General features: G+C 65.6%; 15 protein-coding genes. 6 read left to right on the top strand and 9 right to left on the bottom strand.

Annotated features, from left to right (window positions below; genetic code table 11):
• Positions 1 to 5: 5 nt before the first annotated feature.
• The 7 genes from hcaB to A4W93_RS06710 are packed head-to-tail and all read right to left on the bottom strand — an operon-like array spanning position 6 to position 5,113.
• Positions 6 to 800, bottom strand: a complete 795-nt coding sequence (gene hcaB / locus A4W93_RS06740) for a 3-(cis-5,6-dihydroxycyclohexa-1,3-dien-1-yl)propanoate dehydrogenase (protein ID WP_085749890.1) — start codon at positions 798 to 800, stop codon at positions 6 to 8.
• A gap of 40 nt (positions 801 to 840) precedes the next feature.
• Positions 841 to 1,380, bottom strand: a complete 540-nt coding sequence (locus A4W93_RS06735; protein ID WP_085749889.1) for a 3-phenylpropionate/cinnamic acid dioxygenase subunit beta — start codon at positions 1,378 to 1,380, stop codon at positions 841 to 843.
• Positions 1,377 to 2,771 (bottom strand): aromatic ring-hydroxylating oxygenase subunit alpha, encoded by a 1,395-nt coding sequence (locus A4W93_RS06730; protein ID WP_085749888.1) that lies wholly within the window; start codon positions 2,769 to 2,771, stop codon positions 1,377 to 1,379. Before A4W93_RS06730 ends, A4W93_RS06735 begins: the two co-directional genes overlap by 4 nt.
• Before the next feature lie 12 nt (positions 2,772 to 2,783).
• Positions 2,784 to 3,128, bottom strand: a complete 345-nt coding sequence (locus A4W93_RS06725) for a non-heme iron oxygenase ferredoxin subunit (RefSeq protein ID WP_085749887.1) — start codon at positions 3,126 to 3,128, stop codon at positions 2,784 to 2,786.
• Between the two features lie 4 nt (positions 3,129 to 3,132).
• The gene (locus A4W93_RS06720; protein ID WP_085749886.1) at positions 3,133 to 3,969 is read right to left on the bottom strand and encodes a DODA-type extradiol aromatic ring-opening family dioxygenase; all 837 of its coding nucleotides are present in this window, start codon (positions 3,967 to 3,969) and stop codon (positions 3,133 to 3,135) included.
• 9 nt (positions 3,970 to 3,978) lie between these two features.
• Positions 3,979 to 4,278, bottom strand: a complete 300-nt coding sequence (locus tag A4W93_RS06715; RefSeq protein WP_085749885.1) for an extradiol ring-cleavage dioxygenase — start codon at positions 4,276 to 4,278, stop codon at positions 3,979 to 3,981.
• Positions 4,279 to 4,291: 13 nt separating this feature from the next.
• Positions 4,292 to 5,113, bottom strand: coding sequence for an alpha/beta fold hydrolase (locus A4W93_RS06710; RefSeq protein ID WP_085749884.1), 822 nt, complete (start codon positions 5,111 to 5,113; stop codon positions 4,292 to 4,294).
• Between the two features lie 178 nt (positions 5,114 to 5,291).
• Here A4W93_RS06710 and A4W93_RS06705 point away from each other — a divergent pair, with 178 nt between their 5' ends.
• Positions 5,292 to 5,927 carry a TetR/AcrR family transcriptional regulator gene (locus tag A4W93_RS06705; protein ID WP_085749883.1) on the top strand — a complete coding sequence of 212 codons (636 nt, stop codon included), beginning with the start codon at positions 5,292 to 5,294 and terminating at the stop codon, positions 5,925 to 5,927.
• Positions 5,928 to 5,976: 49 nt separating this feature from the next.
• Here A4W93_RS06705 and A4W93_RS06700 read toward each other — a convergent pair whose 3' ends face one another.
• Positions 5,977 to 6,162: a hypothetical protein gene (locus A4W93_RS06700; protein WP_085749882.1), complete on the bottom strand. Its 186-nt coding sequence runs from the start codon at positions 6,160 to 6,162 to the stop codon at positions 5,977 to 5,979.
• Positions 6,163 to 6,660: 498 nt separating this feature from the next.
• Here A4W93_RS06700 and A4W93_RS06695 point away from each other — a divergent pair, with 498 nt between their 5' ends.
• From A4W93_RS06695 to A4W93_RS06675, 5 genes are all read left to right on the top strand, one after another.
• On the top strand, positions 6,661 to 7,674 hold the full coding sequence (locus A4W93_RS06695; RefSeq protein ID WP_169726512.1) for a LysR family transcriptional regulator: 1,014 nt from the start codon (positions 6,661 to 6,663) through the stop codon (positions 7,672 to 7,674).
• A 105-nt stretch (positions 7,675 to 7,779) separates the two neighbouring features.
• The gene (locus A4W93_RS06690) at positions 7,780 to 8,085 is read left to right on the top strand and encodes an energy transducer TonB (protein WP_157782128.1); all 306 of its coding nucleotides are present in this window, start codon (positions 7,780 to 7,782) and stop codon (positions 8,083 to 8,085) included.
• A 22-nt stretch (positions 8,086 to 8,107) separates the two neighbouring features.
• Positions 8,108 to 9,697, top strand: a complete 1,590-nt coding sequence (locus A4W93_RS06685; protein ID WP_085749879.1) for a methyl-accepting chemotaxis protein — start codon at positions 8,108 to 8,110, stop codon at positions 9,695 to 9,697.
• A 115-nt stretch (positions 9,698 to 9,812) separates the two neighbouring features.
• Positions 9,813 to 10,898, top strand: coding sequence for a hypothetical protein (locus A4W93_RS06680; protein WP_157131602.1), 1,086 nt, complete (start codon positions 9,813 to 9,815; stop codon positions 10,896 to 10,898).
• Between the two features lie 12 nt (positions 10,899 to 10,910).
• Positions 10,911 to 11,306, top strand: a complete 396-nt coding sequence (locus A4W93_RS06675; RefSeq protein WP_085749877.1) for a type 2 periplasmic-binding domain-containing protein — start codon at positions 10,911 to 10,913, stop codon at positions 11,304 to 11,306.
• A gap of 49 nt (positions 11,307 to 11,355) precedes the next feature.
• On the opposite strand, the gene A4W93_RS06670 is transcribed toward A4W93_RS06675, so the two are convergent.
• The gene (locus tag A4W93_RS06670) at positions 11,356 to 13,734 is read right to left on the bottom strand and encodes a glycosyl hydrolase (protein WP_085749876.1); all 2,379 of its coding nucleotides are present in this window, start codon (positions 13,732 to 13,734) and stop codon (positions 11,356 to 11,358) included.
• Positions 13,735 to 14,068: the final 334 nt, after the last annotated feature.

Here is a 14,068-nt window from a genome sequence, read left to right as displayed (position 1 = left end):
TTCTTTCAACGCAGTGGGCGGATGTCCCATCCGCCGTCGCTGTGGATGACGTGCGCCGTCGTGGCGCGGCTGTTCTCCTTGGAGGCGAGCAGGACGTAGTGGCCGGTGTGCTCGTGCGGCTGGGCCACGAACTTGAGAGGCGTGCTGGCGGCGATGTTCTCCTCGAAGCCCTTGATGTCGGACAGGCGCCGCTCGTTCTTGCCGAGCGAAACCGGCCCGCGCAGGGGCGTCATCGTTGCCCCGGGTGCCACGCCGTTGACGCGCACGTCCGGCGCGAAGTCGTAGGCCAGCTGCCTGATCAGCCCGAGGCCGGCATGCTTCGATGCCACGTACAACGGGCCACCTCCGCCCGCGTGGAACGCGGAGTTCGACAGCGTGAAGATCATGCTTCCCCTCGACTTCCGAAGATGCGCCGCGGCGGCTCTCGCCGCCAGCGCATAGGCCAGGACATTGACCCCGAACACCTCGACGAAGCTCTCGGCCACCTGCTCGATCGACAGCTTCTCGATGCCGGTCATGAAATCCCAGACGCCGGCGTTGCCGACCAACGTGTCCAGCTTTCCCCAACGCGCCACCGTTTTCGTGACGATGGCGTCGTTGTCCGCGGGTGAACGGACGTCACCCGCGTGCACCACGACCTTGTCTCCATGTTCCTCGGTCAGTTGCGCGACGTGGTCGGGATTGCGCACGAACACCCCGACCCCCTCGGCACCCTCGTCGAGGAATCTCTTCACCACCGCCCGTCCGATGCCGGAGCCGCCTCCGGTCACCAGCGCGACCTGCCCTTTCAACCAGCCCATGTCTCCTCCAGCTCTTCGCTCTATGGATTCCCACGCTCCATCACAGGAACGTGTTCAGGTTCTTCGCCATCAGGATCGACTGCGTGATCAGGACCTTCCGCCGTGCGATCCGGAGCCCTCCGTCCACCCGCCGGAGCAGGTCCTCGCGTCGCCCGACCAGGAGGTCGTTGTCCTTCTCGACGCGGCTGCGGTAGTTCACGAAGGTCGAATGCACGACGTACTCATCGTCCCGACCCGCCGCGAACGCCTCGATGCCGCTCACGACATGCGTGTGCCGGGTCGGAGGGTCTTCCGCCCAGGCGGTTGGCTGCTTGAAACGGGCGACCCGGCGCGTCAGGTCGCGCAGGTTGTCATTGAAGAAGGCGCCGCCGTCGGCCTGATAGGCGCCGTGCTTGTCGTTGCGCCGCCGGTTCTCCATGCTGGGCATCCAGTAGTGCACGTCGTCCGCCATCAGGGCGAGCCAGTCGTCCAGGCGTTCGGTGTCGAGCAGGCGCGCCTCGCGGTACAGGAACTGTTCGATCTCGCGATGAACCTGCGCGCCGACGAGACGCTCCTCGAGGACGTTCTCGGTCGCGTTCATGCCGCCTTCTCCTGCGCCGTGCCGGTCGTCGGGAGCATCGGCGTGTCGCGCTGCGGGACCTCGGCCCAGGTCTTCGACTTCATCAGGTCCAGCCACCGCTGGTAGAACGCACGCTGGTTCGCTTCGTTGATCTGGCCCTTGAAGACGTTGCCCGGAAGACCGCTGTCCGCCAGCCGGGTGTTGGAACCGAGGCCCATGTAGAGGTCCTGCTGCCGGGTGACGAAGCCCGCGTTGGTCTTCGTGCTGTACTCCCAGTTCTCTCCGTCGTCCATCTCGAAGACCCCGGTGGGGCTGAAGGTCATCATCGTGCCCTTGCGCCACTTGTCCTTGATGTCCTGCGGGGCCGCCTTGTTGACGAAGGTCCAGGTGTGCAGTTCGATCTGCCCCGGCCCCCGCGGATGCCACGTGCGGAAGGTGTTCTGCCCGGGAAGGAACGAGGTGTTGGGAAACAGCGTGGCCGACGAGATGCTGCCGATCATCCGCGAGCGGACCTCCCCCAGTCGCTCCGCCACCCGCGGCTGCAGGTTGTAGAGGTACTTCACGAGGTCCTTTTCGCCGAGCGTCGCGGCGTTGCCCACGATGTCCTGGTTGAACTCCCAGCCGTGGCCGTTGAAGTTCACGTGGTAGGACTGCTCGGGGAACTTGTGCACTTCCGCCACGGGTCCGCCGATCATCGCCCTCGCGCCGGAGTCGTGTGTCCACCCCGCGTGCAGGATGTCGCCGACGAAGTTCTCCGACGCGTATTTCCAGTTGCACTGGATCACCGACTTCACGCAGCCGCCGACGAACTCGGTTCCCCCCTCGTCCATGTCGAAGACGGCATCGAGGTAGTAGCGGAAGTCACCGAGGTACTCCGCGAGGGACGGAGCCGCGGGGTCCAGGGTGGCGAAGATCAGGCCCCGGTAGCTCTCGATCCCCGCGACCGGATGCAGGCCGTGCTGGCTCTTGTCGAGGCCCGACGCCTCGTAGGCCTCGCTCGCATGCATGCCCTTCAGGCCTCCGTCGATCCCGAACGACCAGCCGTGGTAGTTGCAGACGAATTGCCGGGCGCTCCCCGCGTCGGCGAAACACACCTTGTTCCCGCGATGGGGACACGTGTTCAGGAACGCCTTGACGGCACCGTCCTTCTGGCGGACCACGATGACGTTGTCCTCGCCGAGGTAGGTCGTGATGTAGTCGCCGGATTTCGGGATCTGCGACTCATGGCCCACGAACAGCCAGCAACGCGCGAAGATCTTTTCCAGTTCCTGCTCGTAGATGTCATGGTCCCAGAACATGTTTCGCGACATGCGGCCGTTCTCGAGGTCGAGCAGCTGGTCCAGGTTCTCGCGCGCATCGCTCGCGGGACGTCGCTTCAGGCGGATGGGCTGGGTTCGGGTGTCGTTGCACATGCCTTGTTCCTCTCAGATGCCGCCGGACGCTTCGTCGGCTTCCTGCTCCATGTCGACGACGACCTCATCGCCGGCATCGATGACCTTGTAGGTGCGCAGCGCCACTTCGCACGGGAAGCTCAGCGGCTGTCCGCTCGGGATGTGAAAGGTGCCGTCGTGCACCGGGCAGGCGATGCAGTCGCCGTCGACGATCTCTCCCTCGGACAGCGATGCGGTGGCGTGCGTACAGCCGTCCTGAGTGGCATAGAACACGCCCTCCACGTTGTAGACAGCGACCGCCATGCCGTGCACGTCGACACGGCGGATGTTTCCCGGCGAAAGCTCGCCCTTCTTGAAAAGATGGACCCGTTGGCTCATGACTTCATGCATGCAGTTGAACGAAACCGAGACCGGTCACCCATTCGGGCACCGGCTCGTAGTCGATGACCTCGCCCGTCGCCCCCGGCATCGCCCCCATCGCACACGCCCACTGGCGGATTTCCATCCCGCCGTTGCCGCCGTTGGCGAGGATGTAGTCGTCGCTCAGCGCGACCAGCCCGTCCAGGTCGCCACGCACCGCGTAGTCGAGGATCTCGCGATCGAACGCCTCGTTGACACGCCCCATCTCGGGAAGCCCGACCCAGTGGCTGATGCCACCACTGCCGATCACGGCGACACGCTCGTCGCACGGCGCGGCCTCGACGGCGGCCCGGACCGCACCGCCGAGCTGGGCCGCCCGACGCAGCGGGATGTACGGATCCACCCCCGCTGCCAGATAGATCGGCACCGTGCCCACGTGCCGACCTCCCTCGCGCAGCGGATCCACGAGCAGCTGGTTGGGGATGCCGACCGCGTGGTCGACGGTGAAGGCTCGTGCCACGGCCCAGTCGAAACCGTTCTGGTGCCCGTGGCGGGCGATGTGCGTCGCCAGCGCTTCGTTCGCCTGGATGGGACCGCGCCGCAGGCCCGGCAACGCGTCGATCGGTCCGTCGACGTCACCCGTGCCGATCACGTACTGCGGCAGGCAGGAGGTGCCGAACAACATGTAGTGGTCCGCGCCCACGATCACGACGCTGGTGGGTTCGAGCTCCGCGAGCCGCCTGGCGCACGTCGCGAACGCAGCCCACATCCGCTTGGCCACATCCGGAGCGGGCGCTTCGGGCGCCACGAACATCACCGGGTCGTGCGGAACGAGGAAGCCTCCGACAATCTTTCCCACGTTGGATCCTTATCGCTTGAGGGCGGCGGAGAAGACCGACGACGAGTCAACGGCGTCGGGGCGGAGGGCCTTCATGTAGGCACCGGGCGAGCGGTCCGGGGCGTTCTCCTGCCAGTACCCCATCGTCAACATCGGGTTCACACCAAGGCGCTGCAGGCCCGCGACGTCGAAGGAGAGGAGCATCGCCTTCTCCTCGTCGGTGAGGGCCAGACGCTGGAGCAGCTTCTCCGGCTCGTCACGAAAGCGCTGTTTCGTGGCGCGGTCGATGCACAGCTGGTGCATGAGCTTCTCGAGGACGTTGCGACTCACAGCGTTGCTCCGGTCACGCCACGAAGGCACGGACGAGCTGGAGGAAGCGCTCGCGGTGCTCCGTCTGCACCCAGTGGCCGGATTGACCGAACAGGTGGAGCTCGGCTCGCGGAATGCTGTTGGCCAGGAGCAGGCCACATTGCACCGGCACCACGCGGTCCTCGCGGCCGTGAAGCACGAGCGTCGGCGCGGTGATCTTCTCGAGCGACTCCTTCGGGAAGCCGCGGACGATCGTGGGGCCCTCCGTGTTCGGCTTCGGCAGCAGCTTGCGCAACGCGTCCTGTGCTCCGGGCCGCGCGCTCGCTTCATAGCGCGTGGACACCATCTCGGGCGTGATGATCGACTGGTCGTACGGGAACAGGCGCATCGTGCGCTCCATGTTCTCGAGGCTCGGCTCGTACTCCCAGGCCGAGCGCAAACCCGGCGTCTGCTCGAACTCGCCCGCGGGCGTGCCGAGCAGCACGAGGCGATCGACCCGCTGCGGCGCGAAGAGCGCCAGGCCGACGGACAGTGCACCGCCGAAGGAGTTGCCGACGAACGACGCCTTCTCGATGCCGAGTGCGTCGAGGATGCCGACAAGGTGCTTCACCCAGAGCTTGATGTCGTACTTGCTGTCGGCCCTGAACTCGGTGAAGCCGAAGCCGGCGATGTCCGGAGCGATCACACGGAAGTCCTTCGCCAGGTCAGGCATCACCTTCGCCCAGTTCGTCCATGCGGACACGCCGGGACCGGATCCGTGCAACAGGAACAGCGGCTTGCCGCGGCCTTCGTCGAAGTAGTTGGTCTCGTGCTCCGCGGCGACGAGGGTTCTGCCAATACCAGGGTGTTCGCTCATGTCGCGCTCCACGCCATACACTTGTGTATGTGAATGGTACGAATTGGAAGCGCCATGACAAGGATCAAATTGCAGGTGTTTGCCCTAGTGGATTGAATTTTCCGTTCACTGTTGTATGGTTGGACCGATGCAACGCCAGCCACCGGCATGCCCCCCCCGATCCCGAGGAAATTCCCCAATGAACGCAGCCCGCGTCGATGAACATGACGCAGTCGAGGACTTCACCACCCAAGGCAAAAGCCAACTGACCCCCGAGGACTGGATCGCGGCCGCCGCCGAACTCCTCGTCGACAAGAGCATCGACTCCGTGCGCATCGACGTCCTGGCGAGGGGGATGAAGGTCACGCGGGGCAGCTTCTACTGGCATTTCAAGGACCGCAACGACCTGCTCGAACGGCTCTTGAAGCGCTGGCGCAGCGAGGCGACCGCGCAGGTCATCCACCGCTTCGAGAAGAGCGGGGCGAGACCCCATGACCTGATCCGGGAGCTGGTCTCGCTGCCGTTCCGCGGCCGGGCCGCGCTTCACTCAGCGTCGATCGAACTGGGGATCCGCGCATGGGCGCGACGCGACGCCATGGCGCGGCAGGTGGTCGACGATGTCGACGCGCAGCGCCTCTCCTACATCGCGCAGTGCTTCTCTGCCCTCGGTTTCGGCATTTCGGATGCCCGGCACCGCGCGTTCATGCTGTACGGCTACATGCTCACCGAGTCTTTGCTGGGCGCCCACGGCACCGAGCGCCAGCAGCTCGAGCGGCGCGAGTTCACGGAGCGCGTCGTCATGGACCGCCGCCCTTGGAACGAAGCGAGTCGATGACGTCGACGCCCAAGTGCGGAGCGGCGCACTCGACCCGATCCGGCCGGCATCACGCCGCGAGGGCGTCGTTTCGTCCCCGCTCGTACGCGACGCGGTAGAGCGACTCCGGGGAATCCCGCATAGCCGGCTCCAGCACCTCGGGCATCGTGAGCACCCGCACGATGCGTCGTCCGGTTGAAAGAAATCCGTCGACGTAGCCCTGGATCCACGTGTCGCTTGCGGTTTGTCGGTCCACTGGCACTCCTGTTGACAGCGGCGCGTCCCGTTCGCCGGCAAGGCTTGCAGCGTACACATCTGTATGGAATGAAGCAAGCGAAGGCGAGAGACCGGAACTCGGGCCGCCTCGAGAAGTTCCACGCCCTTCGCACCGCTGATCCCCGGCATAAGCAACTCTTATTTCGCCGCGGCCTCGGGGATGCGGCGCATTCTTCGGGACGCCACTCCCGCAGGAGATTCCCCAGCGGCGGCCCGCAGGCCGGTCCACCGGCGAGGGCAAACCCGAGTAGCGCCGCAGATCTGGCGATCAGCGCATGGACCCGGACGCGATGAACGCCCGGTGGTTGCCCGCTTTGGACAACGGCGCCGCTGATGGATGCTCTGTTCTCGTCACATGTCGCGCAGCGACGTCGTCATTGGTTTCCGCCCACCGCGTCGGAGAAGCCACACGACACGAGCGGCGCAACGTGGCCTCGCCCAACCGATCCCCACAGGCACGCAGCCTGACCGGCACCGCATGGACCAGTCCACTCCCAAGATCCGATTCACGTTGCGTCAATTGCAGTACTTCTGCGCGGTGGCTCGCACGGGCCAGATCTCCGTTGCAGCGGCGCAGTGCCACATCACGCAGCCAACGATGACGGCCGCCGTGGCGGAACTGGAGCGCGCGCTGGGACTGGTGCTCTTCCGTCGTGAGCGGAGAGGTGTGTCCCTCACCGAGGCCGGTTCGGCGTTTCTGCAACGTGCCCAAGCGGTACTGGAGTCCGCGGTGAGCGCCAGCGGCCTCGCGGAGCAGTCCGTCGATTCGGGCCTCACGGGCACCGTGCACATCGGCGCCACCGAAACACTGGTCGGCTACGCCCTGCTGCCGTTGGTCTCGCGATTCCAGGAATGCTGCCCCAGCGTGACCGTCGTCCCGGTTCAGTTGCAGACCGGGGACGTGGAGGCCGCGCTGGAGTGCGGCCAGATCGACCTCGCCGCGGCACGCCTCGCGGAGTTCCACAGCCACCGCAGGCTCGCCAGGCGCACGCTCACGAGAGTGCGCCGCCGCGTGTGGGTGGGAGACGGCCACCCGCTTTCCGAGCGGTCCTCTGTCGCGTTGAAGGACCTGGCACCCTACCGATTCGTGGTGGTCGGGTCGGGAGAGGATGCGGGAGACGCAGCCCCCCTCTGGCAACAGGCCGGTGTGCCGCAGTCGAACGTCCTGCGAACCGCGTCCGTCGGATCCGCGCGTGAACTCATCGCCAGCGGCCTCGCCGTCACGGTGCTCTCGGACGCGACCTTCTGGCCCTGGCCGCCCGTGGGTCGCAGAGTCCGCGCCATCGCCCTCGACGATGACATCCCGCTCGTCGATGTCGGCCTGCTCTGGCACCTGAACCAGCCCATGACCCCCTGGACGGCCGCGCTGCGAGACCACCTCAGCGCCACCTTCGCCTTGCCGCCAGATCTGCAGGAAGGTCTCGGCGAACACCTCGCCCCGCTAGACATCGATTTAATCGATTCCAGATCGGGCTCCCCTTCGTCGAAGTAGCTTGGACTGCCACGGCACACGCCGTGCGACTCCATCAGAACCGAAGGTGAACCCGTGAAACTCCGTCCCATTCCCAGATCCTGCGGCCCCGTCTTCCTGGCCGCATTGGGCCTGCTGGCAGCGTCGCCCCTCGCCACCGCGCAGACCACCCCGCTCAAGGTGCTCAAGAAGGTCCCGCCGGAGTTTCCGGCGGAGGCGGCCCGGCGGAAGATTTCCGAGGGCGTCCTCAAGGCAAAGGTGTCCGTCGATGGGCAGGGCGCCGTGACCAACGTGCAGATCATCGAGGCGGTTCCGGAACGGGCGAAGGTCTTCAACGAGTCGGCGATCAGCGCGCTGTCGCGATGGAAGTTCGAATCCACCGGCAAAGCGGACGCCACGGAGATCAAGCTCGTCTTCTCGCAGGACGAATGAACTTGTCGATTGGGAGTTGCAAATGATCGAGATGAATCGCGGAGAACGAATGCTCAAGCCCCGGTTGTGGCATCGCCTGACGCTGAACTTCCTGCTCCAGATCGCACTGCTGATCGTCGTGGGCGCCTACGGGGCCTACGGTGCGCATCGCCTGGCGACGGACATGGAAGAGACGGCCAGCACGGGCCTGTCGCAGATTCGACGAGCCCAGTTGCTGCAAACGGGCGTGTCGACGATCTCGACGGCCGCTCGCGATCTGCTGTTGCTCGACGAGGCGAAGCAGCTTCGCCGCCAGCAGGCGCTCATCGACCAGGCCCTCCAGAGCGCGCACGACGTCGAGGTGGAGTTGCGCCAGATGAACGTGGGCGGTGCCGATGCTGAAAAGCTGCAGGCGCTTTTCCAGGAGAAGGAGAAGTTCACCGCGTCGGTCGCGAAGTTCCGCACCGCGCAGCGCGACGGCACGGTGGACGACGCGAGGCAGGTCCTGGTGATGGACATGCGCCCCGCGCAAGCCGCCTATCAACGGGCGCTGGAAGACATGGTCCAGCACGAAGCCGCCGAAGCCACCAGGCGCTCGACCGAGGGCACCGACCTGGCCCGCATGACCGTGCTGGTGACGAGCGGGCTGGTTGCCGCGGCCGTGTTGCTGGGAAGCCTCGCCGCCATCGTCATCGCACGCTCGATTCTCCTGCCGGTGCGCCGCGCCAAGATGGCCGTGGAGACGATCGCGGCAGGTGACCTGTCGACGCCCATCCAGGGCCACGTTGCCGACGAGATCGGCGAAATGCTGGACAAGCTGGAGCAGATGCGCTCCGTGCTGGCCGGCGTCGTCACGCAGGTCAGCCACGCCGCGGCCCGCATCGACCAGGACTCCAGCGCCATCTCGGACGGAAACGATGCGCTGGCGACACGCACCTCCCGCACCGGTGGCAGCCTCCAGCAGACCGCGGCGTCCGTCGACCAGATCGCCAGCGCCCTGCAGGGCACCACGCAACTCACGGTCGAAGCCGCCGGCATGGCCGAGGGCGCTCGCGTGGCGGCTTCCGCCGGGGGCGAAGCGGTCCACACCGTGATCTCCACCATGCAGTCCATCGCATCGTCGAGCGCCCGCATCGGGGACATCATCGCCGTCATCGACGGGATCGCGTTCCAGACCAACATCCTCGCGCTGAACGCAGCGGTGGAAGCCGCACGGGCGGGCGAGCACGGCAAGGGGTTCGCCGTGGTCTCCTCCGAAGTGCGAGCGCTCGCCGGGCGGAGTGCCCAGGCGGCGCGGGAGGTCCGGCACCTGATCCAGACGTCCTCCGAGCACGTCGAGGCCGGCAACACGTTCGTCAGTGACGCGGGCAAGAAGATCGACAACGTCATCGCCAAGGTCAACGCCGTGAGCCAGTTGCTCGAGCGGATCGCAGCGGCCGCCGACGAACAGACCAAGGGTGTCGAACAGGTCAGCGGCGCGATGTACGAAGTCGACCAGAGCACACGGCAGAACGGCGGCCTCGTCGTGCGCCTGGGTGACTCGGTCCAGGCGCTGAAGGACAGTGCCCGAGATCTGTCCACCTCGGTCTCCTTCTTCCAGACGGCCGGCGCGCACGACCCAGTCCTCCAGTGACATTTCTCGCGGTCTGGCGCCGCGCGAGTTCAAGTCACGTACTGCGCGCCCGATACCCGATGGTGGTAGCGGGCGCGCAGGTCGTCCGGGTCCACGAGTTCAACAAGCAGTACCCATGAAACGAACACAATGTCTGGCGATGTGCGTCGCCTTGGCCGGCGCGTCGGCGAACGCAGCCACCTCATTCGGGGAGTACGTCACGCTCAGCGGGTTCGGCACCGCCGGCGCCGTGGTCACGGACAACGACCAGGACGTGTTCGTGCGTGAGAACGCCTTCGAGGGCGCGACCAGCTCCGGCAGTTGGGTGGTCGACTCCAAGCTGGGGGTGCAGGCCGACTTCAGGGCCGACTGGTTCGGTGCGACCGCCCAGGTACTCGCGGAGCAACGCATGAAGCCCGGCATCCGCGCCGACCTCGAATGGGCCTACCTGAGCGCCAACCCGAGTCCGGACCTGGCGTTCCGCCTGGGGCGCATGGCGCCCGCCGTGTTCATGGTGTCCGACGGTCGAAACATCGGTTATTCGAACACGATGGTGCGCATGCCCAACGAGGTGTATGCGGTCAACTTTCTCAAACGTGTGTACGGCGTCGACGGGACCTACCGCATCCCGATGGGCTCCAGTTCCCTCACGCTGTCCGCGATGGGTGGCAAGGGATCGATTCCCCAAGGCAACACCGAGCTGGACGCCGACAAGGTCTGGGGCTACAACGCCACGTTCGATACGCCCGTTGGCAGCATCCGCTTCGGTCAGTTCAAGGCGGACGTCGTTCTTCCGTGGTACCGCAGTGGCCTCCCCACGGACATCGACATCCCCTATGCGTTCACCGGCTTGGGTTATCAGTACGAAGGCGCCCGGTTCAAGTTCGCCGCGGAGTACGTCAAGCGGGAGGTGGGCCTGCTGCCCGAGATGGGCGCGAAAGGCTGGTACGCCACGGCTGCGTACCGATTCGGCTCGCTGACACCGTACATTGCCGTCGCCGGCTTGAAGTCCGGCCAGCTGGCCATCCTGTCAAGGAGCAGCGGCAACCAGAGTAGTGAGACCGCGGGTGTGCGTTGGGACCTTGTTCCCGGCGCGGCCTTGAAGCTTCAGTTCGACCATGTGGACCCGAAGGGTACCGTCGGAGCGAGCTTCTCGCCCGTGGTGATCGGCCCCGGCGACAAGACCAATGTCTTGAGCATCGCCCTCGATTTCATCTTCTGAACGAGGCGCCTGATGCACAAAATATCGCTTGTCGCCCTGTTGGCCATTGCATGCGCCATGACCGCCAATGCGGGTGTGGTCGTGGTCGGGCATCCCATGGCTTCTCCCCTGACGAAGGAACAAGTCGCCAACGTGTACCTCGGCAAGAGCGCGCTGGCGATGCCGCTCGACCTCCCCGATGCTTCGCCCACGAAGGCGCAGTTCTACGACAAGGCCATGGGGCGCGAAGTGTCGCAGATGAAAGCAACCTGGGCTCGCATCGTCTTCACGGGCAAGGGCCGACCACCCAAGGAGTTCGCTGATGCCACGGCGCTGAAGCGAGAAATCGCGGCCAATCCCAAGGCGATCGGATACATCGATTCATCCGCCATCGATGGGTCGGTGAAGGTGCTTTTGACTCTCGACTAGTCGAACCGTTTGCCGGGACGGCGTCTTGCAGCGCCGGGACGCGTCCCCGTCACGGCGCGGCCGCTCGGCCGACCAGCGCGACCGACGACACCGCAGGCACCGACAGTTCGACATCCGTCACCGTCTCGCCCTGGACCGATCGATACTTCAAGCCTTCCGCATCCTGCGACCTCCCGTCGTGCGGATTCCACAGTTGCACCTGTTCCAGTCGGCCGCGCAATGTGACGAGCGTGCGGACGGGCGTGTCACTGGAGTTGCCGAAGTAGTAGATGTCGCGGCCATCACGTTGGCGATGAATGTAGTTGAAGACGCCGTTGCCCGTCGTAGCCGTCGGCCGCGGCTGGAACGCGAGGTCGGGCAGCAACCCGAGGCGCTCGAAGGTCGAGGCCAGAAGGCCTGCACTCGGATTCGGCAAGAACACCGCTTGACCGCCGGCACCGTTGCGGCGGATCTCGCCTGGCGTACCGCTGGCGGCCAAGTCTCCGAAGATCTCGGAGACCAGCTTCTTCACTCGCCGGTCCGCACCGAACTCGGCGGAGCGCGTGGGCAAGAGCGACGTCGCCACGATGCTGCCACCGGCATCGAAGAAGGCCTTGGCCTTCTCGAGTGCAGCCACCGCCAGCACGTCGCCGCCTGGCAGCAGCAGCACTCGGAATCGCTCCTCGTTGACCCTGTTCTGCATCACCAGTTCGCGGCCTCGCACCTGCAGTTTGTCACCACCGAGCGCATCAGGGTGCACGAAGGTGAAGTCGCGATGCAGTTCGCTGAACAGCATCTCGCCGACAGCCTGGTAGTCGGCATCGCGATAGGCATGGGCGCCCGTGGGCAACGCGGCTGAATTCTCCGGCGCGTTGAAAGCAAAGAAGGCTTGCAACGACTCGATCGGGAACAGCATCGCAATGTCGGCCACGTGCCGGCCCCCTTGCAGGAGATAGGAACTTCTGCCAGCCCATTGGCTGAGCTCGGCCCCCGTGCCGTGAGCTTGTGAAGGATTGCGACCACCGAGGATGAAGTGGTTGAACCCGCGCGTGAAGAGCTCGATCATGCGGCGATAGCCGTTGGCGTCATGCGTGACGCTGAATGCTTCGGCTGCGGTCAACGGGAGGTCTCGCTGCGCGGACACGGAACTGACCAGCTTGAAGCCCCCGCGCGCAAAGCCCAGGCCCCACAGCACGTCGGCCATCGGCACGTCGGTGTAGGCGTAGAACTTGAACGGGTCACCGCTCATGTCGGTCGGCTGGAGGTCGAAGTTGCCAGGCGCGTGCCCGGTGGAGAGAACGCCGTGCTGATGCGCCCACTCCGTGACGAGCTTGGGAAAGGCCTCGCCCAGCAACTCGGCTCGTGCCTTGTAGAAGCCAACGCGCGCAGCGGCGGTGTCCGGCCCGATCTCATCCCATAGAGCCGGGTAGTACAGCGCTGCAGGCCGCCCGGTGATCTTCTGGAATCGTTCAGCGATGGTGGGGTGCCATGTCTTCTCGTCGGGGAAGATGCCCACGTCATCGAAGAAGGTGAAGCGGATGGTCGAACCGAAGAACTCGGACAATCCGCCGTAAGCGCGGTCGTAGCTGTTTGCAATGAACCAGCGGGCTGCCTCCGGATCGAGGTAGTCCGCCGCGGCGAAATAGTCTGGCTTCAGCTTCTTGGACACCGACGTCGAAACGTAGTAGCGCTGAACACGCCAGTTGCCTCGCGGCGCGAGCCATTCGATCTTTTCGTCCTTCGCTTCTGCCAGGAGGTCAACCCGCTTGCCGGTTGAGGTATCCAGCGCAACGACAGCCACCGGACGCTCGCCCTGGGACAGGTCGAAGCTGAACGGCTGGCGGGATGAGACCGTCGATTCCTCGCGACGAAGCAGCTTGCGATTGAAGCGTGCCGGAAGGGTGTGATCGGCGCTGCCACTCGGAAAGCCGGCCTCGTCGTAGTAGATCGCGGTTCGCCCATTCACCTTGGCCAAGTTGAGCAGTTCACGCATCTTGGCGAACCACTCGGGGGTCATGTAGCCCAGGCCGGCAGGCCGGCCGGGACCAGACATGCCGTCCGCCAGGTAGCTGCCCAAGCCGGCCTCACCGGGCAGCGCCTTCGGAAGCCACGGGCTCGCACCTCTGGGATAGGTATCCAACAAGCCGAGCACGAAAGGGGAAAGCCCCGCCCTGTCGATCGGCAGCGCGCGAGCCTTGTCTCCTTGCGGGCTGACCATGATGCTGCCCGCATCGAGTTCCTCAACCGCACGTCGCGCCACCATGTCCAGCGGCGCACGGTACCCCGCGCCTTCTTCTGTCGTCACGGTCGGCCGGTGCCGGGCCGGGGGCGCAGCGAAGTCGCGGGGGTCCACCGTTTGCGCGTAGGCGGCCAGGGCAAGAACAGGGGTCCCGATGAGGACGGCAATCTTTTGGCGCATGGGTCCGTTGTCGTTGTCAGTCGCGCCCATGCCCGGTCCCCGGTGTTCGTTCGCGAAGCGGGACTGGGGGCAGCGTGGATACCGGCAATCGTGCAAGACGCCCACCCTGAACGCACCGCAGCTTTCCCTGTACCGAGCCCCCCCGCCAACGGCGTCCCGGTTCGGTGACGTCGGAGAACCCTGAAGGTATTCCCCTATGAACCGGTCGCATTCGCCGCAAGGCCGCGCCTCCGCACACGCTCTCGCCCGGCCGCATTAGCCTTGCTACTCGGGGCGCCGAATCGCGCTAATTGATATGGCGCGCGCCGTGGACACAATGAATTCAGGTGGAAGCTTCACTGCGCCACCTCCGCGCACCCCAGCG

Source organism: Piscinibacter gummiphilus (assembly GCF_002116905.1).
In the GTDB taxonomy this organism is placed as follows: Bacteria; Pseudomonadota; Gammaproteobacteria; order Burkholderiales; family Burkholderiaceae_C; genus Rhizobacter; species Rhizobacter gummiphilus.
Note: the sequence above shows the minus strand (reverse complement) of the source record. Positions and strands in the feature narration are given on the sequence as shown.

Bases quoted from the DNA above. Each gene is read 5' to 3' on its own strand.
- hcaB (WP_085749890.1), bottom strand. From the start codon at position 800: ATGGGCTGGTTGAAAGGGCAGGTCGCGCTGGTGACCGGAGGCGGCTCC.
- A4W93_RS06735 (WP_085749889.1), bottom strand. From the start codon at position 1,380: ATGAACGCGACCGAGAACGTCCTCGAGGAGCGTCTCGTCGGCGCGCAG.
- A4W93_RS06730 (WP_085749888.1), bottom strand. From the start codon at position 2,771: ATGTGCAACGACACCCGAACCCAGCCCATCCGCCTGAAGCGACGTCCC.
- A4W93_RS06725 (WP_085749887.1), bottom strand. From the start codon at position 3,128: ATGAGCCAACGGGTCCATCTTTTCAAGAAGGGCGAGCTTTCGCCGGGA.
- A4W93_RS06710 (WP_085749884.1), bottom strand. From the start codon at position 5,113: ATGAGCGAACACCCTGGTATTGGCAGAACCCTCGTCGCCGCGGAGCAC.
- A4W93_RS06705 (WP_085749883.1), top strand. From the start codon at position 5,292: ATGAACGCAGCCCGCGTCGATGAACATGACGCAGTCGAGGACTTCACC.
- A4W93_RS06695 (WP_169726512.1), top strand. From the start codon at position 6,661: ATGGACCAGTCCACTCCCAAGATCCGATTCACGTTGCGTCAATTGCAG.
- A4W93_RS06685 (WP_085749879.1), top strand. From the start codon at position 8,108: ATGATCGAGATGAATCGCGGAGAACGAATGCTCAAGCCCCGGTTGTGG.
- A4W93_RS06680 (WP_157131602.1), top strand. From the start codon at position 9,813: ATGAAACGAACACAATGTCTGGCGATGTGCGTCGCCTTGGCCGGCGCG.
- A4W93_RS06675 (WP_085749877.1), top strand. From the start codon at position 10,911: ATGCACAAAATATCGCTTGTCGCCCTGTTGGCCATTGCATGCGCCATG.
- A4W93_RS06670 (WP_085749876.1), bottom strand. From the start codon at position 13,734: ATGGGCGCGACTGACAACGACAACGGACCCATGCGCCAAAAGATTGCC.